This is a genomic window from Ruegeria atlantica, from assembly GCF_013032505.1.
Lineage (GTDB): Bacteria > Pseudomonadota > Alphaproteobacteria > Rhodobacterales > Rhodobacteraceae > Ruegeria > Ruegeria atlantica_F.
On sequence record NZ_WQCG01000008.1, the window covers coordinates 116,100 to 140,009 of the forward strand.

The following is a 23,910-nucleotide window of genomic DNA, read 5'->3' on the forward strand; positions in this document are numbered from 1 at the left end:
GGTCTTTCGCCATGAATAAATAATGACGGCAGGCTCAAGCAAGAATTTGGATGGGATTTGTGCTATCCTGGGGTCACGCGGCCCCTGCCGCCTCTGCCGCATTTTTTTGAAGTTCATTTTTTATGGCATTTTGCGCGATCGCGCGTATGGGCGGACCGCGATCCGACAGGAGAAATCACCATGGCATCTTTGTGCGACTACATCGTCGTGAATGACGGCTCATTTTCACTAAACCCCGGCGAAAGCCAGACATTCAGCGACCCAATCCCATCCAACCTTGTAATTGGAACCAACCGCGCCAAACCAGTCCTCGCCTTCAAAGCTTGGGCAACACCGTCCGGCGGCGCGTTCCAGATCGAGATCAATGATACCTTTATCTACGGCCCGTCTATGTCAGGCGGCGACATTCGCGGATTGTGGGAAGCGTTCCCCGGAACTGTCCTCAATCCCGGGATCAACAACACCGTTCAGTTTCGCGCTACAGAGAACAAGATCTGGTTTGCCGATATCATTCTGTGGTTCCAAGTCGAAATGTGACAGGGCGCTTTTCTAACCCGGCTCATACGGAGGAATCCGGTGTGGGATCATGACGCAACGGGACCCAGCACAATTCAGCGCGCGGACTGGCTGTTTGCTTGCGGTTGCGTCCCGCAGGACTATCATGCGCCCACCCCCATCCGGAGACCACACATGCCCCAATACACGCGCCGCGCTCTACTTGTTGCTCTACTTGGCGCACCTGCCCTGGCTGCCTGCGGCGGCCTTGATGGCAAGCAAAGTTCACGCAACGCCACATTTGATCCGCCGCTATACCCTAACGAGACGCCCGAACTGCGCGCGTCTATCAACAAATGGGCTGATCATTACGAATTGCCACGCGAGTTGGTCCACAAACTGGCCATACGGGAAAGCACCCACCGGCCATGGGCCGTTAACCGCCCCTACTACGGCTTGCTGCAGATCTTGCCCGCGACGGCACGATCAATGGGATACAAAGGCAACGCACAGGGATTGTTGGACGCGGACACGAATCTGGAATTCGCTGGAAAGTACCTTCGTGGGGCGTGGCTCTTGTCGGACGGCAACCAGAAGCGGGCCATCTTTCTTTATGCCAAAGGTTACTATCCAGAGGCGAAGGCCGCCGGAATGCTGGTAGAAACTGGCCTACGTTCCAAGTGACGCTAGGTAAGGATATAGCTTGTTATTAGCGCAAAGGTTGCAATAATGACTTATATAATCGCTAAGGTATCCTGTTGCTATAACCACGCATTATGCCTAAGCGTTATGCACAATTAGCTTGCGTCAGGTACCAGAGTTGACGCAACGTACTCGGTGAAATGGACAGATATGGCACTTCTTTGGGGAAAGAATTGCCGCCGCAAGGGTTGGACAGGTGAAACTTATAGACTTGGCCGCGATCGACCACGAGGAAAAGTCGGCAGCCGACATCATTAACGCTGTCTGCGACGAGCTGGGCTTCGATTACGCGTCTTACGCCACCTTTAACCCTGTGAAGGGTGACGTTCAGGGGTATGCCAACTACCCGGACGAATGGAAGATTCACTATGGAAGCCAAGGCTTTCATCATTTCGACCCGACCTTGTATCAATCTGCGCTCAGCATTGCTCCAGTGGACTGGGGCAGGTTTAATCACGACGAAAAGTTTCATTCAGTTTTCCGAGATGCGCATGATTTTGGCATTACATCCCGTGGGCTAACTGTTCCAGTACGTGGCCCCTACGGGGAATGTGGTCTGCTGAATGTGACCAGAAACTGCACGGACTCCGAGTGGGAGAAGCTGAAGAAACATGTTATGGGCGACCTGCAAATGGCTGCGGTTACAGCACATGACACCGTAATGCAGTCCGGTTTGCTGGCCAAAGCACTGTATCTACCGACCCTTTCAACGCGCGAGAAAGAGATCCTGCAATGGGTTGCTGACGGCAAGTCTCAGCAGGATATCGGCGACATTTTGTCCATTTCGCACCGAACCGTTGAAGTCCATATGCGGTCTGGGCGCGAAAAACTGGGCGCTTTGACAACCCCGCAAGCCATTGGAAGGGCTATCGGACTGGGTATTATTGCCCCAGGATAATCAAAAAAGATAAAAAATACGGGAATCCCCCAATAGTCTCAGCCAAAAAGTCAGTTAACGTCTTTCTTACGGTAACCAGACTGTAGGGGGATGGAAATGATCATCGTAATTGATGGTATCAACCAGAATAAGTTTACGCATGTCTTGGACGAGATGTACAAATTGCGCGCGCGCGTTTTCGGCGATCGCCTTGGCTGGGATGTAAATATAGTTGATGGGCGCGAACGCGACCATTTTGACGACCTTCATCCAGCACACGTAGTCAGCATCAACGACGAGGGGGACGTTGTTGGGTGCATGAGACTATTGCAAACGACCGGGCCACACATGCTGTCCGACGTTTTTCATTCAATCCTGGACGGTGAACCGCCGATCCGCAGCGCTCAGGTCTGGGAAGCAACTCGGTTTTGCGTCGACACCAAAAAGCTTGGGCGAGGACGCGGTGAAAACTCCGTTTCCTATGTCACCAGCGAGGTCATGATCGGCTCGTTCGAATATGCCAAGATGGCCGGTGTTTTGGACTCTATCGCCGTGATTGATCCGGTGATGAACCGCGTTCTGCAACGATCCGGCAATGCGCCTTACGACTATCTAGGAACCGCCAAGCCGATGGGTAAGGTTGTCGCCATGGCCGCGTTGATGGATTGCTCGGAAGAGCGGATCGCTGGAATTCGGGAATACGCCGACATTGAACACGATGTCTTCCTGACCGACGAACAGGCCCTGGATTTGGTCGAAAGTGCAAAGACCAAGCCAAGTGCGGCGAATTACGACCATCAGCCGTTGACTCAATTGGAAAAGTACTTTGTCGAACAGATGAGTTCGGCAACATCGAAAGCCGAAGTTGAATCAGTACTGAAACTGATCGAAGCGCTTTCAGACCGCTTTACGCCAGAGCAAAAGACCGCTCTGCTAAGAACCCCCCGTGCTTTTGCTCATGAGGCCTGACCCCCTCACCTCATAGGTTAAAGCCACCCAAGCGGAGCCGTCTTTTTCCAGACGGCTCCGTATTTTTTTTGCCCATGAGGGGGGATGGGCGGAAGAGGATTACTCCTCTTCCAGCGCCTCAACGGCTTTCTGCAGATCGTCTTTGCTGACTTCTTTGTCCGCGACCTGAGCCAGTTCGAACACATAGTCGACGACCTTGTCTTCGAAGATCGGCGCGCGCAGTTGCTGCTGCATCTGTGCGTTCTGCTGTACAAACTCAAAGAACTGACGTTCCTGCCCCGGATACTGACGGGCCTGATTCATGATCGCCTGAGTCATCTCGGAGTCAGTCACTTCGACCTCGGCCTTCTGACCCAGTTCAGCCAACAACAGGCCCAGACGCACACGGCGCTCGGCCAGCTTGTTATGCTCGTCAGTGGGTTCGATCTCGGCGTGGTCGTGGCCTTCCACTTCCGGGTTCTCCTCGTGCCAAAGCTGATGCGCGATCTGCTTGGCTTCGGCTTCAACGAGCGACGGCGGCAGGTCGAACTTTACTTTCTCGTCCAGCGCGTCCAGCAGGCCACGCTTCATGACCGCGCGCGACGCACCGGCGTATTCCGCTTCCAGACGCTCGGCGATTTGACCTTTCAGCGCGGCCAGATCTTCTGCGCCGAACTTGGTGGCCAGTTCGTCGTTTACTTCTGCCGCGACAGGTTCTTTCACCTCTTTGATGGTGCAAGTGAACACAGCGTCTTTACCGGCCAGGTGCTCGGCGCCATATTCCTCAGGGAACTTAACGTTTACGTCTTTTGTTTCTTCGGCCTTCACACCAACCAGCTGCTCTTCGAAGCCAGGGATGAAGCTGTTGGAACCCAGAACCAGCGGATAATCTTCGGCAGAACCGCCTTCGAACTCTTCGCCGTCAACCTTGCCAACAAAGTCGATCACAACCTGATCGCCGTCCTTGGCCTTCGAACCTTTGCGGCGCGCTTTAAAGTCCTGAGCGGTTTCGGCCAGGCTGTTCAGCGCTTCTTCGACAGCCGCGTCGTCCGCTTTGACAACCAGCTTTTCCAGTTCAACCGATTTCAGATCAACTTCGGGGATCGCAGGCAGTGCCTCATAGGACATTGCGACCTCGACGTCATCGCCTTCTTTCCAGTCTTCGTTCGTCATTTTGACTTCAGGCTGCAGCGCGGGGCGCTCGCCGCTGTCTTCAAAGTGCTTGTTCATCGCGCCGTCGATGCTTTCCTGCATCGCTTCGCCCAACAGGCGCTGGCCAAACTGCTTTTTCAGCAGCGCCATCGGCACTTTGCCTTTGCGGAAACCCTTCATTTCGATTTCCGGCTGCGCTTCGACCAGTTTCTCGTTAACTTTGTCGTCCAGCTCGGCTGCGGATACGACGATATTGTAGCCGCGTTTTAGACCTTCGTTCAGCGTCTCGGTAACCTGCATTATGGTAGTCCCCATAGGATTCGGGGCGCGCAAAACGGCGCGCCGGGCAAATTTGACGCCTTCTATTTGCCCAGCAGCCCACGTGCAAGGGGCAATGGCCCGATCAGCCTTGTTTTGCCGCCGATTTGAACAAAAAAACGCCCCGGACAAGACCGGGGCGCCTGCAGTTAACAGGGAAACGTTGTCAGAACTTCCAGAGCGCGCCCAGCACCCAGGCTTCGTTCTTGTCAAAATCGACCGTGTCGTCGAAATCGTGGTTGCGGTATTTCAGGTATGCATCTGTGTTGATCGCATCGATGCGCTGAACAACGGCAATGCCCCAGGACTTGGTGCTGGAGCCCTGATTTTCGAAATCCGAACCGTCAAAATAGTCGATACCTACGCCGGTTTTGCCCCAGGACACCCAATCGCCTTCATAGGCCAGCTTGGTGTACCAATAGTCCGGATCACTGGCACCGGCCGAGGTATCGTCGCGCGTACCAAGAGCCGCGGTAAAGCTAAATCCGCTCGGAAGCAGAACCGAGGCTGACCCGATGGTGTCCTTCCGTTCGCCAGGTTGCCCGTCGAAGTCGCGTACCGCATAAGCGATGCTGGCGGCAAACTCGACGCCGTTCGCAAAGGTGTTCCGGTAGTTTACCGCGATGTCGTAATAATCGTCGTCGTCGCTGCTAGACAGGATGTTCTGACCATATGCTATCGCCGCCGAAAAACCGTTGAAATCAGGCGTATCGTACCGGATCCTGCCCCGGCGCCCGCCATCAAAGTTCCCGGCCGAGTCACCAACGGTGATATCGCTTAGTACTCCATCAGAACCACGGTAGAAGAACGCGCCGTTTTCATCGTTCGTGAACGAATACAGTGCCGTTCCAACATAGGATAAATCAGTTTCCGCGGCCCCATCCGAGGCCATGCTGCCCTGTCCGGCAGAGAACTTGCCGTAGCCACCCTTGAGCGAGAAATCGACGTGGCGGATGTCTTCTCGGGTCCAACCGTTGGTATTGGTGCCATCTTGGTTGGCTGGGCCCGTGCTGGGCAGACCGAGACCCGTTTCAAACCGGAACATGAACTCATTGCTGCCATAGGGTTGCATAACGCGCAAACCAACGCGGCTGTTGGATAGGTCATTGTCCAGCAACCGGGTCTCGGTTTCCTGACCGTCATCGACCGATACGATCACCGGGTCGAGCTGACCATAAAGCACAACAGAGCCACCGCTGTTGTTTTCGTACTTTAGTTCAGCCAAGGCAGGGATCGCCGTGGTCATCGCAAGGACGGCGGCAACCGAGGGGAGTTTCAATTTCACTGTCATTTCATTCACCATAAACGTTTTGTTTGTGGGCACCGTCAAAAAGCAAAACCGATGTGACAGCCCACACCGCAAAGAACCGAGTTTTTCGCGTTTTGGATTTCTGCCTTACGGCTCAAATCGGCAGAAAGTAAATTATAATCATTTCAAAGATTTGGCCACCAAGACGTCGTAGGCAGGAAAATCTAGGTACAAGTCTGCCACTCTGTCCGAAGTCTTTCAAAAGGAATGATATGCACTGATGCGTATACGTGCGGCCATTTCTTGCCGAGCGCTGAAAAAAGCGGCTAATTTCCGCCCATGCGTCATTTAGCCAAACTCTGAAAAACCGCAGGTAATTGCTCGGGTAAGTCCTCGGCTATCAGCCCGGGGCCAAATTGGCGCGCGCATTCAACATGCAGCCAGGCTGTCGTTTCCGCTGCCTGCATTGGGGCGAACCCTCGTGCCAGCAACCCGGTGATAAAACCGGCGAGCACATCACCAGAACCAGCCGTCGCCAACCACGGCGCCGAACGCTCGTATTCGGCCGAATTTATTGCGCATCGTCCGTCCGGTGCAGCAATCACCGTATCTGCCCCTTTGAACAGAACCACGCACCCTGCCCGTTTGGCCGCCTCACGTGTCGCGTCGACCTTGGAATAGGCCGGGCCTTTGGTCGGAATTGCTTTCAGTTTTTCAGCAATATCGGGGAACAACCGGGCGAACTCTCCCCCGTGCGGGGTCAAGACGCAATTCTCATGCAGTTGCTCGAACAGGGTCGCGGGATCATCGGCAAAAGCCGTCAACGCATCCGCATCCAGCACGGTTGATCGACCCTCTTCCAAAGCTACTGGCACCAAATCGCGGGCACGCTTTAGTCCCAATCCCGGACCAAGGCACATGGCATTCAGTCGCTTATCTTTTAAGGCTTCAGCCAGCGCGTCAGCATCCTCGGCCCGCTGCAACATAATGGCCGTCACCTGCGCCGCGACTTCCATCTGCGCAGACGGAGGAACGCCCAACGTTACGAGCCCCGCCCCGATCCGCAGAGCTCCGCGCGCCGCCAACCGAGCCGCTCCGGTTTTACCGGGACCACCAGATAGGATCAGCGCATGGCCATGAGAGTATTTGTGATCCGCCGTATACTTTGCCGGGAATAGCCCCTTCTCAGAAGTCAATTGAACGGTTTGATTGTATTTTTTTTGCTTAAGCCCAATTTGCTTGGTCCGAACCATTCCACAGCTTGCGGGTCCATCGTTGATCATATGACCGACTTTCTTTTCATGAAAAGTAACAGTGAGATCAGCGACGATGACATTCCCAAGAATGCGCCCACTGTCGGAGCACAACCCACTGGGAACATCGATTGAAACTAGCCGAACGTTGTTTTTTTGCAGCAAGCTCCTTGCCGGCTCCAGTGTCATAAGTGAAAAGACTCCGTCGAACGGGCGCGTCAGACCAGTTCCGAACAACCCGTCAATTATCAAGTCTGTAGCGGGCGGAATCCGAAACGTATCATCTACCAATGTAGGAGGATCAATTCGTCGAATATTGACTTGGCCCTTGCTTTCCCATCGCTCGAAATTCGTACGAGCATCGGGCGGCAGCTTTTTCGGGTCCCCATACAGAAAGACCTCGACTTCCCAGCCCCACTCTTTCAACAGCCGCGCAACGACGAACCCATCACCACCATTATTGCCGGGACCGCACAAAACCACGGCAGTGCCAGACGTTTCTGACAGTTCAGGCCACTCCTCGAAAATCGCCTCTACAACGCCGCGACCGGCGCGCTCCATCAGTTCCAGACCGGTCACCTGACCGGACTCAATCGCCGCTGTTTCAATTGCTCGCATCTGCGCCGCTGTCAGCAATTCCGTCATCTCAATTCCCTTGGCGATTCAATTTCGCTTATTTTTTGTGCAAGTCGATCAAAATTTGACCCACCGCCTAATTTCTCAACACCTTGTGCGGGTCGATATCGTAATCACATTGCCGCCCGAATTTAGACGTGGTCAGTGCCTGACTGACAAGAGTTAATAGGAGCCCGGGATGAAGAAGATCGAAGCGATCATCAAGCCGTTCAAACTCGATGAGGTGAAAGAGGCGCTGCAGGACGTCGGCGTCCAGGGCCTCAGCGTGATCGAGGTCAAGGGCTTTGGCCGTCAAAAGGGCCACACCGAATTGTATCGCGGCGCGGAATACGTCGTCGATTTCCTGCCCAAGGTGAAGGTCGAGGTTGTGCTGGACGACGATCAGGTTGATGCGGCCATCGACGCCATCGTCGCGGCAGCCAAAACCGACAAGATCGGCGACGGCAAGATCTTTGTCTCGCCTGTTGAACAAGCCATTCGCATTCGGACCGGTGAGACCGGCCCGGAAGCACTGTAACAAACTCAAAGCAGAGGAATATAAAGTTATGAGCAAGGACGCAGTTCTTCAGCTGATCAAAGACGAGGACGCCGAGTACGTCGACGTTCGCTTCACTGATCCCCGCGGTAAGCTTCAGCACGTCACGCTGATGGCCGATCAGGTTGACGAGGACTTCCTGGAAGAAGGCTTCATGTTCGACGGTTCGTCCATCGCGGGCTGGAAGTCGATCGAAGCATCGGACATGAAGTTGATGGTCGATACCGACAGCGCCTATGTTGATCCGTTCTACGCGGAAAAAACCATCTGTGTGCATTGCTCGGTTGTCGAGCCCGACACCGGCGAAGCCTATGAGCGCGACCCGCGCGGCACCGCCCAAAAAGCCGAAGCCTACCTGAAAGCATCGGGCATTGGCGATGTTGCATACATGGGTCCTGAGGCCGAATTCTTCCTGTTCGACGATGTCCGTTTCTCGAACAGCATCAACAAGGTATCCTACGAAGTTGATGCAACTGACGCGTCGTGGAACACCGACACCGAGTACGAGATGGGCAACATGGGCCACCGTCCGGGCGTCAAGGGCGGCTACTTCCCGGTCAACCCGATCGACGAAGCGCAGGACCTGCGTTCCGAAATGCTGTCGACCATGAAGCGTCTGGGCATGAAAGTTGACAAGCACCACCACGAGGTTGCTTCGTGTCAGCACGAGCTGGGCTTGATCTTTGACAGCCTGACCAAGCAAGCCGACGAACTGCAGAAGTACAAGTACGTCATCCACAACGTTGCACACGCCTACGGCAAATCGGCCACCTTCATGCCGAAGCCGATCGCAGGTGACAACGGCACCGGTATGCACGTGAACATGTCGATCTGGAAAGACGGCAAGCCTCTGTTCGCTGGCGACAAATACGCTGATCTGTCTGACGAAGCTCTGTACTTCATCGGCGGCATCCTGAAGCACGCCAAAACGCTGAACGCTTTCACCAACCCGGCGACCAACAGCTATAAGCGTCTGATCCCAGGTTTTGAGGCCCCCGTTCTGCGCGCCTACTCGGCTCGTAACCGTTCGGGTTGCGTTCGTATTCCGTGGACTGAAAGCCCGAAAGCCAAGCGCGTTGAAGCTCGTTTCCCCGATCCGGCTGCGAACCCCTACCTGGCGTTTGCCGCTCTGCTGATGGCTGGTCTGGACGGCATCAAGAACAAGATCGATCCGGGCGAAGCCATGGATAAGAACCTGTACGATCTGCCTGCCGAAGAACTGGCCGACATCCCGACCGTTTGCGGATCGCTGCGTGAGGCTCTGGAAGCTCTGGCATCGGATCACGACTTTCTGCTGCAGGGCGACGTGTTCACCAAGGACCAGATCGACGGCTACATCGCACTGAAGATGGAAGAGGTTGAAACCTACGAGCACACCCCACACCCGGTCGAATACGGCATGTACTACAGCTGCTGATCCGGATTTGGGTTTACATTTGCAAGGGCGTCCATTCGGGCGCCCTTGTTTCGTTTGGTATGTTCTTTCACACTCGGGCCAACCGGTTAGGAGAGATCGTATGCTTTCAGACGCCCCCTTCTCACAATTCGCGGACTTCGTGACCTCGGCAGACGAACTGGAGCGCATAACTGGCGCACCCCTGCCCCAGATCATGGCCAAAGAGTTATCCGGGCTGGATCAGATGTGTCGCGACTTCATCGCCAAATCCACATTCTGCCTGATTGCATCGGCCAACCCCGAAGGCCATCTGGACATTTCGCCTCGCGGCGATCCTGAAGGGTTCACCAAAGTGCTGTCAGACACTTTGATCGCGTTACCGGATCGACCGGGCAACAAACGCGTGGATACGTTCCACAATGTCCTGTTGGACCCGCGCGTCAGCCTTATTTTCTTTGTGCCCGGCAAAATGGAAACTCTGCGTCTCCGCGGTTCAGCCCGGATATGTAAAGACCGTGACTTGCTGGACAGCATGGCAATCAACAACCGTCCGCCCAAACTGGCCCTGGTCATTCATGTCGAAACGATCTTCGCACATTGCCCCAAATGTGTGATCCGCGCGAACCTTTGGCAGCCAGAGGAATGGCCGGATTCCTCGGACCTTCCCAATATGAACGCCATGATGGTCAAACACGCCAAAATCAACAAAACACCCGATGAGTGGTTTGAGAGCTTGAAAGGTACTGGAGAACTGGACCTGTACTAACGTCTTTTCGTAGCCGGAAATGCAGCGTACCTTCGCCTTACATATCAAATTGCCCGGGATTTCCTGATGCTTCGCTTTGCCATTTTGTTTGCCTTGCTACTCCCAGCGGCTGCGTCCGCAGCGCCTTGCGGCAATACCAGTAGCGGCTTTGAGGCATGGAAAAAGGACTTTGCCAGACAAGCCAAACGCTCCGGCGTCAAAAAGAAGGGTCTGCAGGCGCTGGCACAAACGCAGTACGCAACACGCACGATCGCGGCGGACCGCAATCAGAAAAGCTTTAAATATTCCCTAGACAAATTCATGCGCGTACGCGGGGCGGACACCATCGTGGCGCAGGGGCGCAAACGCAAAGCACGCAACCCGCAGTTCTATGCGGCGCTGGAACGTCAATACGGTGTGCCGGCGGGAGTGCTGATCGCCATTCATGGCATGGAGACCGGTTTTGGTAACTTCATGGGCGACAGTCAGGTTGTTTCCGCAATCACAACACTGGCCTATGACTGTCGGAGGTCCGAGTTTTTCATTCCACATGCGATCGGGGCGCTGAAACTGGTCGATCAAGGCAGCATTACGACCGCGACAAAAGGGGCAAAACATGGCGAACTTGGACACACCCAGTTCCTGCCAGGCAATGCCCTGCAATACGGGGTCGATGCGACCGGCGACGGCCGCGTCGACTTTTACAACATGACCGATGCGCTGGCCTCGACCGCCAATTTTCTGCGTAAGAAAGGCTGGAAACCGGGTCGCGGCTATCAACAGGGTCAGCCGAACTTTGCGGTGATTCAACAGTGGAATGCCGCCTCGGTTTACCAACAATCCATCGCAATTATGGCTGCCCGAATCGACGGCTGAGGCTGGCGATGAATTCGGGCTTTTACACCCGATTTCGGCCACATTGTCGCCACAGACATTTAAAAGCCCCTAAAATGCCTTGGTTTCCATAGCGTAATCAATCCGCACGATTTCTCATTTTTTTCCATTTTCGCCCAAATCTGCCCCAGATCGCTTGTTAGATTGTTTCCAAAGACAGGATGCGACAAAGGACAGCGCAGTGACTCCGAAGCACAGCTATCACGGTGGTCTGCAATTCAACGGTAAGACCGAAGACGCGATCGAGCGGTTCAGCGATATCGTTGACAAGACCCTTGCGGACTATGGCCACCTGGTCGAGCGTAAGTCCCTGTTGAACAGCACCGAAGCCAGTATTGTTTCCAGTCAGTATCTGGTGCGGTTGACCTTGGATACCAAAATGGCCGAGACCGAGGACCGGTTCGAACGCCTCAACCGTGCCGCTGGTTTAAAAACGATCCAGAAACCGGTGGTCACGATGCCGAAAAACCGGCTGACGATCACTGTGACCCCAGTTTCCCCCCTGCTGGATGACAGCGAAGTCTCAGAGCTTATGCTGGTCGTGATCCTTTACAGAATGGTCGACGTCTGCGCGACACAGCGGGTGGAATGGTTGTCGCCAAATACCGTTTTGACCATTGAACAATTCATGAGCGCATTTGACACGCTGGCCCCAAGCAAGCCGCGTGACAGAAAGCAGATTTTCGAGGCAGTGACAGGCCCGTTTGCCGGACTGAATGTCACTGACGCAGAAGACCTGGATGAGCCAGAAAAAAAGGCACTGCCCCCAGTAGCCCGGCCGATCCAGCTGTCGGATGAGCAGTTGCTCAGCATCGCTTTTCGGACAGAACCTATCGAGCAGCCTACCGATCGGGACGACACGCCCCCCCTCGTCCACGAACGACCCAGTGATATCCTCCGGCTTAGCAGTTGGGGATTAACGGGTGCCGTGGCAAGCGTGTCGGTCCCGATTGCGGCCTCCTTGGCCGCTGTTAACCTGATCAGGGGTGAAGACTTCCGCCTGAATACTCAGGTGCTGGCGTATACGGTCGCAATCTCCGCTCTCAGCACAAGCGGAGCACTTGCGGACGTCGCCAGCGCACTGGGCATGTAGCCCGGTTTGAAATGACCCTCCTTGGAGGCCCCGCCATCAGGCGGGGTTTTCCATTTTACGTAACTGGTCTTCTGCCAACACATATGTGTGGATCGAGAATACCACGGCCTCCGTTTTAGGCAGGCGCAACAACGTCTGTCGCTCGCTACGCAGGAACCGCGCTGTCCCCCGATCCTGAGGATCCCGTCGGTCGTTGGCACTGCGTGGTTGATGAAGCTCGGCGTCCTGATACCACAGTGCGTTGAACCGCCACAGTGGGCGCCCCGGCTGTATTCCGTCAAACAACCGCTGGACCCGTCGGGCGATATTGGCGTCATAGCTGTCGACAGGCACATGAATGTCGATCAGAGGCCGCATAAACTTCTCGGACAAGCGCCAACTGGCCGGAAAACAAAGGATGGCCGCGGTCAGAACGTGTTCATCCCCATGTTTTTGCAGGATGCAAAAATCTTCCTGTACCAACCGGCACAACGTGTCCAACGGCTGTGAGTGATCGACCGGAACTTTCTGCCTGTCAGGGCGGATGACGTGATCTGTACACTCTGGATAAACACGGCTCAGCACCAGCTCCAACAACTCCTGTGCGGCCGGTAAAGCGCTAGGATCCATCGACATAATATCCGCACGGCAGCCAGCCAAAAGCTCTTCACGCCTTTGCATTTGGGCAGCGAAGGCATCGTCGCAGTGCAACCAGTTATCCATATTGGCCGGCTGAACGCCGGGCAACGGGCGTCTTGCCAGCGGGTCATAAGGGATTGAAGTCTGCAGAATAGTGGTCATGAACTTGACGTATCACCACAAAATTCGCTTGTCGGTCAAAAAGCGACGAACGCGCCGTCGCAAACTTTCAAGACGGATGTCTATTGATTCTCCACGCTCAAAAAATAGGCAGGGAGACCCACCATGAACCGGCACTACCGCGACACCCGCAAGATCGACCCGACCAAAGGTGCGACCCTTGGGGATGGCACCCCGAACGCAAATGATCGGATCGAGATCGGCCCGACGCAGCTTGCGTTCTCCGAATGGGAAGCGGCTGGCCTATCTCTGCCTGATCTGGCGCGGATGCGCGAACACCGGTGGAAAAGACTGACAAAAGCCGTTGTCGACCGCGGTTATGGCGGGCTGTTGATGTTCGACCCGTTGAATATCCGCTATGCCACTGACAGCACCAATATGCAGCTCTGGAACACGCACAACCCATTCCGCGCGGTCTTGTTGTGCGCAGACGGGTATATGGTGATTTGGGATTACAAGAATTCTCCGTTCCTTTCCACGTTCAACCCTCTGGTGCGGGAACAGCGGTCCGGCGCTGACCTGTTCTATTTCGACCGGGGCGATAAGGTGGATGTAGCCGCAGATGTGTTTTCAAACGAGGTGCGCGTTCTAATTGACGAACACAGCGGCGGCAACAAGCGCCTTGCCGTAGACAAGATCATGCTGCACGGACTGCGCGCGCTAGAAGCGCAGGGGTTCGAGATCATGGAGGGTGAGGAGGTCACCGAAAAGACCCGAGCCATCAAAGGTCCTGACGAAATTCTGGCCATGCGCTGCGCCAACCATGCCTGCGAAACCGCCGTAGCGGAAATGGAGAAGTTCGCGCGCGCCAATGTAGGCGACGGCAAAACCTCGGAAGACGATATCTGGGCGGTCCTGCATGCCGAAAACATCCGTCGCGGTGGTGAATGGATCGAAACCCGCCTGCTGGCCTCGGGCCAGCGAACAAACCCGTGGTTTCAGGAATGCGGCCCCCGGATCACGCAACAGAACGAGATCATCGCTTTTGACACCGACCTTATCGGTTCATACGGCATCTGTATTGATATCTCTCGCACATGGTGGATCGGCGACGAAAGGCCCCGGCCTGACATGATCTACGCTATGCAGCACGCTCATGAGCACATTATGACCAACATGGAGATGCTGAAACCCGGCGTGATGATCCCCGAACTGACGGCCAACGCACACAAGCTGGACGATAAGTTCCAGGCTCAGAAATATGGATGCCTGATGCATGGTGTCGGCTTGTGCGATGAATGGCCTCTGGTCGCTTACCCGGACAAGGCGGTGGCCGACTCATACGACTATCCGTTAGAGCCCGGCATGGTCCTGTGTGTCGAGGCGGCTGTTGGTGAGGTTGGCGGCGATTTCTCAATCAAGCTGGAAGACCAGGTTCTGATCACCGAAGACGGGTATGAGAACCTGACCACCTATCCCTTTGATCCGCAACTCATGGGACTGAGCTGACGTTTCAGTTCGACCAATGCGACCGCATGACATTGCCGTGCCAGTCTTCGGACACGGGTTCAGTAACTTGTGCCTCGGTATAGGTCACAGACGGTATGGATTGCCCAATTGCAAATCCGATCACCCCGGTCAGAGCAATCACGGCCAATATGTCCGGGCGTAGAACCACGCCCCTTGGATCGGATGCGGTATGTGCCATTTGAAACTCCTGGGTTGAACGTTTCTGATGGCTGTAAGATGGGGCAGAGCATTAAATTAGTAAAACGAATATTTATTAATCTATACATCACATAAATTGATTTATTTATCTCACATCGCAAACAAAGATTTGCGCGTAATCTATTCACCCCACTCACCTTCCCGTGACGCTTCTTACAATGGGGTTGAGCAGCCAGTCAGTAGCACACACTATTAGTCATCCCGACGAACAAGGAACTGCCATGCCCACCGAACGCATTACTTTTGCCGGTCACGACGGCAACCAATTGGCCGCGCGCCTGGATCTTCCGGACGGACCGGTTCTGGCGACAGCGCTGTTTGCGCATTGTTTCACCTGTTCCAAGGACATCCCTGCTGCGCGACGGATTGCGGCACGGCTTGCAGCGATGGGCATCGCCGTACTGCGATTTGACTTCACTGGTCTGGGCCATTCCGGCGGCGAATTTGCTAACACAACCTTCACCTCCAATGTCGAAGACCTGATCGCAGCGTCGCACTATCTGGCGGGTCGCAACATGGCGCCGGCACTGCTCATCGGTCATTCGCTGGGCGGTGCGGCTGTGTTACGTGCCCGGGCTGGCATTCCCAGCGTCAAGGCCGTGGTCACGCTGGGTGCGCCTGCAGATCCCGGCCATGTCGCTCATCACTTTGAAGACGCGTTACCAGAGATCACGCAGGCCGGAGCGGCGGATGTGATGCTGGGCGGGCGTCCGTTCCGCATTGGCAAGGCGTTTGTGGATGATATTTCCGAAACGGCCTTGATGCCCGCTATCGCGGACCTGAAGGCGGCCTTGCTGATCTTGCACGCACCAAGAGATGAAACCGTAAGTATCGACAACGCCAGCACAATCTTCTTGGCGGCCAAACATCCCAAGAGCTTTGTTACCCTTGACGATGCCGACCACTTGATTACCCGCGCATCCGACGCGGAATACGCGGCTGACGTAATTTCAGCATGGGTTACGCGTTACGTCAGGCTCTGCCCACCTGCTCCACCACCGGGTGCGCCCGAAGGTGTTGTTCGCGTGACTGAGGCAGATCCGGAAGGGTTCCTGCAGGATATCCAGTCCGGTCCCCGGCACCACGCAGTTGCGGACGAGCCCGCCTCGTATGGCGGCACCGACCGTGGCATGTCGCCCTACGGATTCGTGTCCTCGGGTCTGGGGGCCTGCACGTCGATGACTATTCGCATGTATGCACGGCGCAAGCGCTGGCCCCTCAAAAACATCACGGTCGATGTGTGCCACAACAAGGTGCACGCGCAGGACGCAGGGCTGGCCAGCGAAGGCAAGGTAGATCAGTTTCGTCGCAAGATCCGCCTTGAAGGTCCTTTGACCGCCGAGCAGCGCACAAGACTGCTCGAAATCGCAGACAAATGCCCGGTGCACAGAACCCTGGAAGGGTCAGCCCAGATCACAACCGTGCTGCTGGACTGACGCTCGCGCTCAGCGCCGCCCTGCGGGGCGGTGAATGGGTGGTCGGGCCGCCGGTGGCCGTGCAACCGGTGGTCTTGGACGGTTCGGCGGTCGGGACACTGGCGGTCTGTTCGGTGGCTTGGCGATTGGCGGAACAGGACGCGCAGGTGGGCGTCCATCCGGCGGTCTGGGTCGATCCGGTCGGTCGATGTCGATATCCACGTCCACGTCGTGATAGTAGTCGTTCCATAACATCGAGTCGTAGAAGGGGTCATACCCGTATCCCACTCCGACTGTGACGCCGTCACAGGCCGAAAGCGTCAGTGTGGCAGCACCCAATCCCAGGGCAAGGGTTGCGCGTTTGATCAATTTGCGGGTCATGTGCGCCTCCTCACTGCAGGGACCGGAACGACGCGAATACGGCGTTCAGGTCGTCCACATAAGCTGGATCGGCGCCGTCGCGCAGGATCGCCACGGCAATGGCTACACGCCCCTTCGGTAAGTCGATCACCGAAACCGTAAAGTTAACACCACGTCCTTCGCGATTGCCGGTCCCGCGAATAACCCGTGCGGGCAATCCGCCGATACGCGTCGTGGTGGTTTCGGACACAGTCGGGTCCTTGACCAGAAACCTGTCTATGTCTTCAAGATACCGCAGACCGCCATCGATCGAAGCTACGCCTGCCGGCGAAACAAAGCCCATCCAGACATTGTCGTCGGTAACAGGCCGCATCCCCATGACCCGGGCAACGGCGCGCGCGTCGCCCAGTTCGGTATCCTCAATTTCGCGCGGGCCGCCAGTGCGCAACGCCCAAAAGTCAGGCACGGAAAAGCCAAACAACGCGCGTCCATTGTCCGTGTAGGTAACCGGAGTGTCGGCTGACGCAGGCGTACCGCACAACCATAGCGAGGCGCAAACGGCGAGCGCCGAAGAAAATTGAATACGCATATCTCAATAACCTGATGATTTCATTGAATGCAGATTGACCTGCTGTGACCCCTTTTGTCCAGCATTCCAATGTGCGGGCACAAAAAAACCGCGCCAGGAAACCTCCGGGCGCGGTTATGTCAGATTTGACTTGGCTGGAGGTTACGAGCGCGCGTCGCCCACCAGTTTCCACAGGCCTGGGATCAGCAGTGCAGCCAGCACCAGCTTGATCGCGTCGCCCACCAAGAAGGGTGTCAGACCCCACTGCAGGATCGGTTGGTCCCATCCGTACAACTGACCCAGCCACAGCAGACCAGGCAAGTAGATCACGACATTTGCCAGAACCAGAGCCAACGCCATCTTGCCGAACGAACGGTCCCAGCCGCGCGCGGCCAGTGCGCCCAGCAGAACAGTTGCCAGCAGGTAACCGACCAGATAGCCGCCGGTACCGCCCATCATGTAGGTCAGACCAAATTTCTCGGCCGAGGAACCTGCGAACACATCAAAGCCCAGCGCACCGATCAACAGGTAGCCCAGCATGGTGGCCAGACCCAGACGCGTGCCATAGGCGGTGCCAATGGTCAGCACGGCAAAGGTGCCCATCGTGATCGGAACAGGCCACATCGGGACCTTGATCTTTGCGGCAATTGCCAAAGCCAGAATACCCAGTGCCACCAGCACAACTTGTTTGACGCGCAGCGCGGTACCTTCGCGCGGGCCAATCGCATTGGCCAGTACATTCGCATTCATTTTTGCATCTCCACCTTTTTGCACACGCAGAAATGCCCGCTTAGAGGACAGACTGCAACATGATTACGCTATCTTAAACGATATTCAGTGCTCATTTCATATGATTTTCTGGGGCCCGAGACGATCCAGCGCACTGACCAGACCGGCCATGCCGAAAAATCGTAGACGGCATCATAGCTATCAGGCGGGCAATCGTGATGGTCAGACGCATGTGCCTGCCCCAGTTCCAGCTGATGAAAATAGCGGCCGTCGTCAAAGTGAATGGCAATCGCCCTGCCCGCCTTGTGCCACAAGTATTTACGCGTGCCTTTCATCTCGGCCTGACCCGGCACACGCAGCGTGACCTCTTCATCATAGATCAAACCATCTTCAGTCGGACGCAAAACCGCTAGCCCATCGGCCTGCACCACCTGCCCGGCCTGTGCATCCCGAATGGTCCGGTTCAGGCTCCAATTTCCTTCAAAATCGGACAGGTTTTTCGGCAAGTTCATTCGACGATTGTCCCGTCGGTTGTGCCCCCATTATCATCTATGAAGCGGATCACATCATCCCTTTGCTGCACATCATAGCAGGCCCACAGGTCGGAAGGTGGCCAGAGCGAGCAATAGCGATCCCCCTGCACCGCCCAACGACCCGCGCTCGGACCGCCTGAAAAGTACTGCGTCAGCATCGTATCGTCGAAAGTCTGCGAGATACCTTCCCCGTAATCGAGTTTCTGCCCGGTCAATACCGACAGAATCTCGTCACCCGTCAGCGTTCTGAACTCTTCCGCCGCCAGAAAACCCGGCCAAAGGGCTAAAATCAGGGCAAACCGTCTCATCTTTGCACTCGCGCCTTGTTCCTTTGCTTGCGCGGGTTTAAACCCCGCCGCAACGCCTCCTGCCAAATCACAATAAGGTGCCGCTGCCAATGATTCCACGCTATTCCCGCCCCGATATGGTCGCCATCTGGTCGCCCGAGTCCAAGTTTCGCATCTGGTTCGAGATTGAGGCCCATGCCTGCGACGCGATGGCCAATCTGGGCGTGATCCCGCGTGAAAACGCGGAGGCCGTCTGGAAGGCTAAGGATGTAGAATTCGACGTTGCTCGCATTGATGAAATCGAAGCGGTCACCAAGCATGACGTCATCGCGTTCCTGACCCATCTGGCCGAACATGTTGGCAGCGAAGAAGCCCGTTTTGTGCATCAAGGCATGACCAGTTCGGATGTTCTGGACACTTGCTTCAACGTTCAACTGACCCGCGCCGCCGATCTGCTGATCGCAGACCTCGAAGGTCTGTTGGCTGCTCTGAAGCGCCGCGCATTCGAACACAAGGACACAGTCCGCATCGGCCGCAGCCACGGCATCCACGCCGAACCCACCACCATGGGTCTGACCTTTGCCCGCTTTTACGCCGAGATGGACCGCAACCTGTCCCGGATGCGCGATGCGCGCGCGGAAGTTGCAACCGGTGCAATTAGCGGCGCGGTTGGCACTTTTGCTAACATCGACCCCCGTGTGGAAGAGCATGTCTGCGACCAGTTGGGTTTGGTTCCTGAACCGATTAGCACACAAGTCATTCCGCGCGACCGCCACGCGGCTTTCTTTGCCACGCTTGGCGTCATCGCCAGCAGCATCGAAAACATCGCCATCGAAATCCGCCACATGCAGCGGACAGAGGTGTTGGAGGGGGCCGAGTTCTTCTCGATGGGTCAGAAGGGCTCGTCTGCCATGCCCCACAAGAAAAACCCGGTCCTGACCGAGAACCTGACCGGGCTTGCGCGTATGGTGCGCGCAGCAGCGATCCCGGCGATGGAAAACGTGGCGCTCTGGCATGAACGCGATATCTCGCATTCTTCGGTTGAACGCATGATTGGGCCGGATGCCACTATCACGCTGGACTTTGCTCTGGCCCGACTGACTGGCGTCATAGACAAAATGCTGATCTTTCCCGAGAACATGATCGAGAATATGAACAAGTTTCCCGGCCTGGTAATGAGCCAGCGGGTTCTGCTGGCACTGACACAGGCAGGTGTCAGCCGTGAAGACGCCTATTCCATGGTCCAGCGCAACGCACTGAAAGTCTGGGAACACCGCACCGATTTCAAAGAGGAATTGCTGGGAGATCCCGACGTCACCGCCGCGCTGAGCCCGGAAGAAATCGAAGAGAAATTCGATCTGGGCTATCACACCAAACACGTCGACACGATCTTCGCCCGTGTATTTGGCGAATAGCCCAATCTGATCAGTTGGTTCGCAGGGCCCGGATCGCAGGACGCGTTCCGGGCCTTGGTGTTTTGCCAGACGGGTCAAAACAAGCTATGATGTAGGTGTAAATCCGGACAGGAGAAACACGATGATCCGTACTCTGATTTGTGCTTTGGCCCTTAGTTGCTCAGCCTCCGTTGCATTGGCCTGTAGTGGTCATTCCAAGCAAACTCAGTCCTGCGCACCAGGTTCGGTATGGGATGCTGAAACTCAAACCTGCGCCAAAATTACGAACAGCTGAGAAAATTTTTTCCCATTTGTGAATAAACGCGAGCCTTCGGTTGTTAGCTTTTGAGAAGAACGCACTATGCTTTCTGTAAGCAGCCCTGACAACGGAGTAGGAAAATGCGCCTAGTACTCGCTTCAACGATCGCCCTTCAGGCCTTTGCATTCGCGCCGGTCGCGATCGCCGCTGGTGGTGACAGCAACCCGCCAAAGCCAACCAACACGACAAAGAAGTGTCTATTCGGTCGAGTTTATGACAAAGACGCCGGACGGTGCGTGAAGCCGAACCAGAGCAACTTTACGCAGGACGAACTGTATGACGCCGTGCGTGAACTGGCCTATGACGGGCAGTTAGAGAACGCACAGGACATCCTGCGCATTATGGATCAAGACGATGATCGCGTTTTGACCTATTGGGGCTTCACATACCGCAAAATGGGTGAGCTTGACCTGGCAAATGCCTTTTATTCGAACGCTATTAAGGCAAATCCCGACAACATTCTGGCGCGCAGCTATATGGGCCAGGGCTTTGTCACCGAAGGCAAAACCGATCTTGCCATCGCCCAGTGGCGCGAGATCAAGGCGCGCGGCGGAGAAGGCACCTGGGCCGAAGCGTCTCTGCGCGAGGCGATCCGCACCGGGCTGACTTACAGCTACTAAGCTTCAGTCTTTCTTTACCCGACTCTCCGTAATCTGCCTGTGGAACAGAATCTTGGCACCACAGGCAGATGCAGGACACAAACACTTTGGTTCAACTGGCACCGGGGACCTCGACACCCGCCGCCGACGATCAGAACGACGCGCCTCGCGTCGTCCCCAAGGCGCTGAGCAGTCGACAAAAAGCCGCTGTGGTTGTGCGCCTTTTGTTGAATGAAGGCGCAGATATCCCGCTGGAAGAACTGCCCGATGACTTGCAGGAAAAGCTAACTCATCAACTGGGTCAAATGGGTCTTGTAGATCGCGTCACGCTGGCCTCCGTTGCACATGAATTTGCGGAAGCGCTGGACAGTCTCGGCCTGTCATTTCCACACGGGTTGGCCGGTGCGCTTGACGCAGTCAGCGATAGGATCACACCGGCAACAGCGGCCCGGTTACGGAAAGAAGCCGGGGTACGTCAGATCGGAGATCCGTGGCAACGACTGCGGGAAATCCCGACCGAAGATCTAGCCACCATTGCTCTGGCCGAAAGCACTGAAATTGCGGCGGTGATGTTGTCCAAGCTAGAAACCGCGAATGCCGCGCAACTTCTGGGTCACCTGCCCGGCCCGGTCGCACGCCGCATCACCTATGCAGTTTCGAAAACCGCTAACATCACGCCGGAAGCTGTCGAGCGAATTGGCTGGTCGCTGGCCGCTCAGCTTGATCGGCGCCCGACCACCGCCTTTTCCGATGGCCCCGGTGTCCGAGTCGGCGCGATCTTAAACCAGTCCGCTGCGGCAACGCGAGAAGGCTTATTGAAGGCTCTGGACGAGGAAGACACCGATTTCGCTGCCCTCGTACGCCGATCGATCTTTACCTTCGCCCATATCCCGGCCCGCATTTTGCCTCGCGACGTGCCAGCGGTTCTGCGGGGGGTGGATCAGGCTGACCTCGTCACCGCTTTGGCCGGTGCCACAGCCGAGGATGACAAGGCTGCGGTCGATTTTCTGCTGTCCAACATGTCGACGCGCATGGCGGATAACCTGCGTGAAGAAATCACCGAGCGCGACAAGGTGAAACTGTCCGAGGCCGAGGAAGCGATGACGCTTGTAGTTGGCGCAATTCGTGCGCTGGTCGACGAGGGCGCAATACCGCTGATTGAAGAGGATAGCGAAGAGTGACTGGCAAGCGTGATCAGGCGTGCCCGGGCCCGGCCTAGTTTTGCAACGCTTGTGGTTGCGGATTGTGCCTTGTATGTCTTGCCCGGCAAATCGCAACAGCCGGTGAGACCTATTCATGCCCGTCGAAAAGTCGGAACTAAGCCGCGCAGCGCTTAGAAAATACTACATCACTGGATTGTTCATGAAGGGCGTTATCGGGGCCATGCGTTTGCTGCCCTATGAAACACGACTAAAAACCATGGGTGCAATCGCGCGTGGGCTTTCACCGATGATCGGCTTCACCACACGCGTGCGCAACAATCTGAAACTAACCTGCCCGGACCTGTCAGAGGCGGAAGTCAAAAGAATCTGCAGCGCCGTTCCCGACAATGCTGGCCGCGCGATCATGGAGCATTTTTCGCCCGAAGGTTTCACCCAGCGTCAGAGCACGGCAAAAGTAAGTGGTTCGGGTGTTGCGGCATTTGACGCCGCTGTGGCAGACGGGCGCCCCATCATGATGATCACCGCCCATTTTGGACACTATCTGGCCGCACGTATTGCCTTGCAGGAACGCAGTGGTCGCCCGATTGGGTGCCTTTATCGCCGTATGGCGAACCCTTACTTCAACGACATGTATGTTGAAGCGTTCCACAAAACCGGCTCGCCGATGTTCGAACAAGGACGTCGTGGGATGGTTGAAATGGTCCGCTCACTCAAGAAAAACGGGATCATCGCGATCGTGTCTGATCTGCATGCCCATGGCGGGGAAGAGTTGACATTCTTCGGCAAGCCCGCCGTGACCTCGGTTCTGAACGCAGAACTGGCTATGAAGTACAATGCCGTCCTGATCCCGTGCTACGCGGTGCGCCAACCCAATGGTGTGGATTTTGAAATCGTGCTGCACGATCCGGTGCCGCATACAGACCCCAAAACCATGACCCAGTTCACCAATGATGATCTTGAGGCCATGGTTAGACAACATATGGGCCAGTGGTTCTGGATTCACCGACGCTGGAAAGCCTGGAATGGTCTGGGAGTTCAGCCCGAGGATATGCCCTAATTACCTGACCTTAGTGGCGGCCACTATGGGGCCGTGCCCTTCCCTTTGCACCAGGACGACGGCCGGCAAATCCGCATCTACGGCCACTGAAAACGCCTGAGGCGCAACGCCATCCCATTGACCTGCCGTATACCAGGCCTCGACAACATTCGCATAATCCAGTTCATGTCCGGCCAACTCTCCGCGTCGGATTGAGGCGTGGCGCATAGGCGAGTACTGAACGACGCGGATGTCGTAGGTTTCTCCGGCCGGCAACTCGACCGGCATCACATCGACCGACACATCATTGCCTGAGCGAACGGCCGTCACGGACGCCTGAGGGGCTGCCTTGATATGCGCGTTGATCAGGCGATCCAATTCCCGCGCTTGCGCGCCGACCACATCCTGCTGCCCGTTTACCACCATCTGCGGAGTATAGATCATCGACCGACCACCTTCCCGCGCATAGGTGCGCTGACGCAAGGTGTGATCCGGTTTTGCATATTCGTCCTTCCACCCGATGTAATCCCAGTAATCCACGTGCAGTGCCAGACCGATCACATCGTCGCGTTTGGCCAAATCGTGCATGAGCCGATCAGCGGGCGGACAGGATGAACAGCCCTGAGACGTGAAAAGCTCAACGACAACCGGGTCACCTTCTGCAATGGCCGCGGTGGTCAAAAAAAAGGAAATAAGCGCTGTTGCACGAATGGATTTCAACATTACAGGTCTCGGGCCTTTGACTGGA

Annotated in this window: 26 protein-coding genes; 15 read left to right on the plus strand and 11 right to left on the minus strand. The window is 55.9% G+C overall.

What is annotated here, in order from left to right; translation table 11 throughout:
* The first annotated feature begins 180 nt into the window (after window positions 1-180).
* The 4 genes from GOW92_RS21285 to GOW92_RS21300 all read left to right on the plus strand — a co-directional run bounded on the left by GOW92_RS21285 (window position 181) and on the right by GOW92_RS21300 (window position 3,043).
* On the plus strand, window positions 181-537 hold the full coding sequence (locus GOW92_RS21285; protein ID WP_170564623.1) for a hypothetical protein: 357 nt from the start codon (window positions 181-183) through the stop codon (window positions 535-537).
* Window positions 538-690: 153 nt separating this feature from the next.
* Complete coding sequence (locus GOW92_RS21290) at window positions 691-1,179, plus strand: lytic transglycosylase domain-containing protein (protein WP_170564626.1); 489 nt, start codon at window positions 691-693, stop codon at window positions 1,177-1,179.
* A gap of 214 nt (window positions 1,180-1,393) precedes the next feature.
* Window positions 1,394-2,095, plus strand: a complete 702-nt coding sequence (locus GOW92_RS21295; RefSeq protein ID WP_170564630.1) for a LuxR family transcriptional regulator — start codon at window positions 1,394-1,396, stop codon at window positions 2,093-2,095.
* Between the two features lie 96 nt (window positions 2,096-2,191).
* On the plus strand, window positions 2,192-3,043 hold the full coding sequence (locus tag GOW92_RS21300) for an acyl-homoserine-lactone synthase (protein ID WP_170564633.1): 852 nt from the start codon (window positions 2,192-2,194) through the stop codon (window positions 3,041-3,043).
* A gap of 99 nt (window positions 3,044-3,142) precedes the next feature.
* On the opposite strand, the gene tig is transcribed toward GOW92_RS21300, so the two are convergent.
* The 3 genes from tig to GOW92_RS21315 all read right to left on the minus strand — a co-directional run bounded on the left by tig (window position 3,143) and on the right by GOW92_RS21315 (window position 7,639).
* The gene (gene tig / locus GOW92_RS21305) at window positions 3,143-4,474 is read right to left on the minus strand and encodes a trigger factor (protein ID WP_170564827.1); all 1,332 of its coding nucleotides are present in this window, start codon (window positions 4,472-4,474) and stop codon (window positions 3,143-3,145) included.
* 184 nt (window positions 4,475-4,658) lie between these two features.
* Window positions 4,659-5,783, minus strand: coding sequence for a porin (locus tag GOW92_RS21310; protein WP_170564636.1), 1,125 nt, complete (start codon window positions 5,781-5,783; stop codon window positions 4,659-4,661).
* 302 nt (window positions 5,784-6,085) lie between these two features.
* A complete protein-coding gene (locus tag GOW92_RS21315) occupies window positions 6,086-7,639 on the minus strand; it encodes an NAD(P)H-hydrate dehydratase (RefSeq protein ID WP_170564639.1) in 1,554 nt (517 codons plus the stop codon).
* 169 nt (window positions 7,640-7,808) lie between these two features.
* On the opposite strand from GOW92_RS21315, the gene GOW92_RS21320 reads away from it, so the two are divergent.
* From GOW92_RS21320 to GOW92_RS21340, 5 genes are all read left to right on the plus strand, one after another.
* Window positions 7,809-8,147 carry a P-II family nitrogen regulator gene (locus tag GOW92_RS21320; RefSeq protein WP_058274017.1) on the plus strand — a complete coding sequence of 113 codons (339 nt, stop codon included), beginning with the start codon at window positions 7,809-7,811 and terminating at the stop codon, window positions 8,145-8,147.
* Between the two features lie 28 nt (window positions 8,148-8,175).
* A complete protein-coding gene (gene glnA, locus GOW92_RS21325; protein WP_170564642.1) occupies window positions 8,176-9,582 on the plus strand; it encodes a type I glutamate--ammonia ligase in 1,407 nt (468 codons plus the stop codon).
* Between the two features lie 100 nt (window positions 9,583-9,682).
* On the plus strand, window positions 9,683-10,327 hold the full coding sequence (locus GOW92_RS21330) for an MSMEG_1061 family FMN-dependent PPOX-type flavoprotein (protein WP_170564645.1): 645 nt from the start codon (window positions 9,683-9,685) through the stop codon (window positions 10,325-10,327).
* A 66-nt stretch (window positions 10,328-10,393) separates the two neighbouring features.
* Window positions 10,394-11,182, plus strand: coding sequence for a lytic murein transglycosylase (locus tag GOW92_RS21335; RefSeq protein WP_170564648.1), 789 nt, complete (start codon window positions 10,394-10,396; stop codon window positions 11,180-11,182).
* Window positions 11,183-11,381: 199 nt separating this feature from the next.
* The gene (locus tag GOW92_RS21340) at window positions 11,382-12,293 is read left to right on the plus strand and encodes a hypothetical protein (RefSeq protein ID WP_368040314.1); all 912 of its coding nucleotides are present in this window, start codon (window positions 11,382-11,384) and stop codon (window positions 12,291-12,293) included.
* 36 nt (window positions 12,294-12,329) lie between these two features.
* On the opposite strand, the gene GOW92_RS21345 is transcribed toward GOW92_RS21340, so the two are convergent.
* On the minus strand, window positions 12,330-13,073 hold the full coding sequence (locus tag GOW92_RS21345) for a heme-dependent oxidative N-demethylase family protein (RefSeq protein WP_170564654.1): 744 nt from the start codon (window positions 13,071-13,073) through the stop codon (window positions 12,330-12,332).
* Between the two features lie 123 nt (window positions 13,074-13,196).
* Here GOW92_RS21345 and dddP point away from each other — a divergent pair, with 123 nt between their 5' ends.
* Window positions 13,197-14,540 (plus strand): dimethylsulfonioproprionate lyase DddP, encoded by a 1,344-nt coding sequence (dddP, locus tag GOW92_RS21350; protein ID WP_170564657.1) that lies wholly within the window; start codon window positions 13,197-13,199, stop codon window positions 14,538-14,540.
* Between the two features lie 4 nt (window positions 14,541-14,544).
* Here the strand turns inward: dddP and GOW92_RS21355 are convergent, their stop codons facing one another.
* Window positions 14,545-14,739 (minus strand): hypothetical protein, encoded by a 195-nt coding sequence (locus GOW92_RS21355; RefSeq protein WP_170564660.1) that lies wholly within the window; start codon window positions 14,737-14,739, stop codon window positions 14,545-14,547.
* A gap of 241 nt (window positions 14,740-14,980) precedes the next feature.
* On the opposite strand from GOW92_RS21355, the gene GOW92_RS21360 reads away from it, so the two are divergent.
* The gene (locus GOW92_RS21360) at window positions 14,981-16,195 is read left to right on the plus strand and encodes a bifunctional alpha/beta hydrolase/OsmC family protein (protein ID WP_170564663.1); all 1,215 of its coding nucleotides are present in this window, start codon (window positions 14,981-14,983) and stop codon (window positions 16,193-16,195) included.
* 9 nt (window positions 16,196-16,204) lie between these two features.
* Here the strand turns inward: GOW92_RS21360 and GOW92_RS21365 are convergent, their stop codons facing one another.
* The 5 genes from GOW92_RS21365 to GOW92_RS21385 form a co-directional block, all read right to left on the minus strand.
* A complete protein-coding gene (locus tag GOW92_RS21365; RefSeq protein ID WP_082649311.1) occupies window positions 16,205-16,555 on the minus strand; it encodes a hypothetical protein in 351 nt (116 codons plus the stop codon).
* 10 nt (window positions 16,556-16,565) lie between these two features.
* Window positions 16,566-17,123, minus strand: coding sequence for a hypothetical protein (locus tag GOW92_RS21370; RefSeq protein ID WP_170564666.1), 558 nt, complete (start codon window positions 17,121-17,123; stop codon window positions 16,566-16,568).
* A gap of 141 nt (window positions 17,124-17,264) precedes the next feature.
* Window positions 17,265-17,852, minus strand: coding sequence for a biotin transporter BioY (locus tag GOW92_RS21375; RefSeq protein ID WP_170564669.1), 588 nt, complete (start codon window positions 17,850-17,852; stop codon window positions 17,265-17,267).
* A 68-nt stretch (window positions 17,853-17,920) separates the two neighbouring features.
* Complete coding sequence (locus GOW92_RS21380; RefSeq protein WP_170564672.1) at window positions 17,921-18,343, minus strand: DUF6314 family protein; 423 nt, start codon at window positions 18,341-18,343, stop codon at window positions 17,921-17,923.
* Entirely contained in the window at window positions 18,340-18,672 is a 333-nt protein-coding gene (locus GOW92_RS21385; RefSeq protein WP_170564675.1) for a hypothetical protein, read from the minus strand. Before GOW92_RS21385 ends, GOW92_RS21380 begins: the two co-directional genes overlap by 4 nt.
* An 89-nt stretch (window positions 18,673-18,761) precedes the next feature.
* Between GOW92_RS21385 and purB the strand changes: the two genes are divergently transcribed.
* From purB to GOW92_RS21405, 4 genes are all read left to right on the plus strand, one after another.
* On the plus strand, window positions 18,762-20,066 hold the full coding sequence (gene purB, locus GOW92_RS21390) for an adenylosuccinate lyase (protein ID WP_170564678.1): 1,305 nt from the start codon (window positions 18,762-18,764) through the stop codon (window positions 20,064-20,066).
* Between the two features lie 378 nt (window positions 20,067-20,444).
* The gene (locus GOW92_RS21395) at window positions 20,445-20,984 is read left to right on the plus strand and encodes a tetratricopeptide repeat protein (protein ID WP_170564681.1); all 540 of its coding nucleotides are present in this window, start codon (window positions 20,445-20,447) and stop codon (window positions 20,982-20,984) included.
* Window positions 20,985-21,052: 68 nt separating this feature from the next.
* Window positions 21,053-22,144, plus strand: a complete 1,092-nt coding sequence (locus GOW92_RS21400) for a flagellar motor switch protein FliG (protein ID WP_170564684.1) — start codon at window positions 21,053-21,055, stop codon at window positions 22,142-22,144.
* Between the two features lie 115 nt (window positions 22,145-22,259).
* Window positions 22,260-23,183, plus strand: a complete 924-nt coding sequence (locus GOW92_RS21405; RefSeq protein WP_170564687.1) for a lysophospholipid acyltransferase family protein — start codon at window positions 22,260-22,262, stop codon at window positions 23,181-23,183.
* Here the strand turns inward: GOW92_RS21405 and GOW92_RS21410 are convergent, their stop codons facing one another.
* Window positions 23,184-23,885 (minus strand): DUF1223 domain-containing protein, encoded by a 702-nt coding sequence (locus GOW92_RS21410; RefSeq protein ID WP_170564690.1) that lies wholly within the window; start codon window positions 23,883-23,885, stop codon window positions 23,184-23,186.
* Between the last annotated feature and the right edge of the window lie 25 nt (window positions 23,886-23,910).

Coding starts and splice junctions, on each gene's coding strand:
- GOW92_RS21285 (WP_170564623.1), top strand. CDS start 181: ATGGCATCTTTGTGCGACTACATCGTCGTGAATGACGGCTCATTTTCA.
- GOW92_RS21290 (WP_170564626.1), top strand. CDS start 691: ATGCCCCAATACACGCGCCGCGCTCTACTTGTTGCTCTACTTGGCGCA.
- GOW92_RS21300 (WP_170564633.1), top strand. CDS start 2,192: ATGATCATCGTAATTGATGGTATCAACCAGAATAAGTTTACGCATGTC.
- tig (WP_170564827.1), bottom strand. CDS start 4,474: ATGCAGGTTACCGAGACGCTGAACGAAGGTCTAAAACGCGGCTACAAT.
- GOW92_RS21310 (WP_170564636.1), bottom strand. CDS start 5,783: ATGACAGTGAAATTGAAACTCCCCTCGGTTGCCGCCGTCCTTGCGATG.
- GOW92_RS21315 (WP_170564639.1), bottom strand. CDS start 7,639: ATGACGGAATTGCTGACAGCGGCGCAGATGCGAGCAATTGAAACAGCG.
- GOW92_RS21320 (WP_058274017.1), top strand. CDS start 7,809: ATGAAGAAGATCGAAGCGATCATCAAGCCGTTCAAACTCGATGAGGTG.
- glnA (WP_170564642.1), top strand. CDS start 8,176: ATGAGCAAGGACGCAGTTCTTCAGCTGATCAAAGACGAGGACGCCGAG.
- GOW92_RS21330 (WP_170564645.1), top strand. CDS start 9,683: ATGCTTTCAGACGCCCCCTTCTCACAATTCGCGGACTTCGTGACCTCG.
- GOW92_RS21335 (WP_170564648.1), top strand. CDS start 10,394: ATGCTTCGCTTTGCCATTTTGTTTGCCTTGCTACTCCCAGCGGCTGCG.
- GOW92_RS21345 (WP_170564654.1), bottom strand. CDS start 13,073: ATGACCACTATTCTGCAGACTTCAATCCCTTATGACCCGCTGGCAAGA.
- dddP (WP_170564657.1), top strand. CDS start 13,197: ATGAACCGGCACTACCGCGACACCCGCAAGATCGACCCGACCAAAGGT.
- GOW92_RS21355 (WP_170564660.1), bottom strand. CDS start 14,739: ATGGCACATACCGCATCCGATCCAAGGGGCGTGGTTCTACGCCCGGAC.
- GOW92_RS21360 (WP_170564663.1), top strand. CDS start 14,981: ATGCCCACCGAACGCATTACTTTTGCCGGTCACGACGGCAACCAATTG.
- GOW92_RS21365 (WP_082649311.1), bottom strand. CDS start 16,555: ATGACCCGCAAATTGATCAAACGCGCAACCCTTGCCCTGGGATTGGGT.
- GOW92_RS21370 (WP_170564666.1), bottom strand. CDS start 17,123: ATGCGTATTCAATTTTCTTCGGCGCTCGCCGTTTGCGCCTCGCTATGG.
- GOW92_RS21375 (WP_170564669.1), bottom strand. CDS start 17,852: ATGAATGCGAATGTACTGGCCAATGCGATTGGCCCGCGCGAAGGTACC.
- GOW92_RS21380 (WP_170564672.1), bottom strand. CDS start 18,343: ATGAACTTGCCGAAAAACCTGTCCGATTTTGAAGGAAATTGGAGCCTG.
- GOW92_RS21385 (WP_170564675.1), bottom strand. CDS start 18,672: ATGAGACGGTTTGCCCTGATTTTAGCCCTTTGGCCGGGTTTTCTGGCG.
- purB (WP_170564678.1), top strand. CDS start 18,762: ATGATTCCACGCTATTCCCGCCCCGATATGGTCGCCATCTGGTCGCCC.
- GOW92_RS21395 (WP_170564681.1), top strand. CDS start 20,445: ATGCGCCTAGTACTCGCTTCAACGATCGCCCTTCAGGCCTTTGCATTC.
- GOW92_RS21400 (WP_170564684.1), top strand. CDS start 21,053: ATGCAGGACACAAACACTTTGGTTCAACTGGCACCGGGGACCTCGACA.
- GOW92_RS21405 (WP_170564687.1), top strand. CDS start 22,260: ATGCCCGTCGAAAAGTCGGAACTAAGCCGCGCAGCGCTTAGAAAATAC.
- GOW92_RS21410 (WP_170564690.1), bottom strand. CDS start 23,885: ATGTTGAAATCCATTCGTGCAACAGCGCTTATTTCCTTTTTTTTGACC.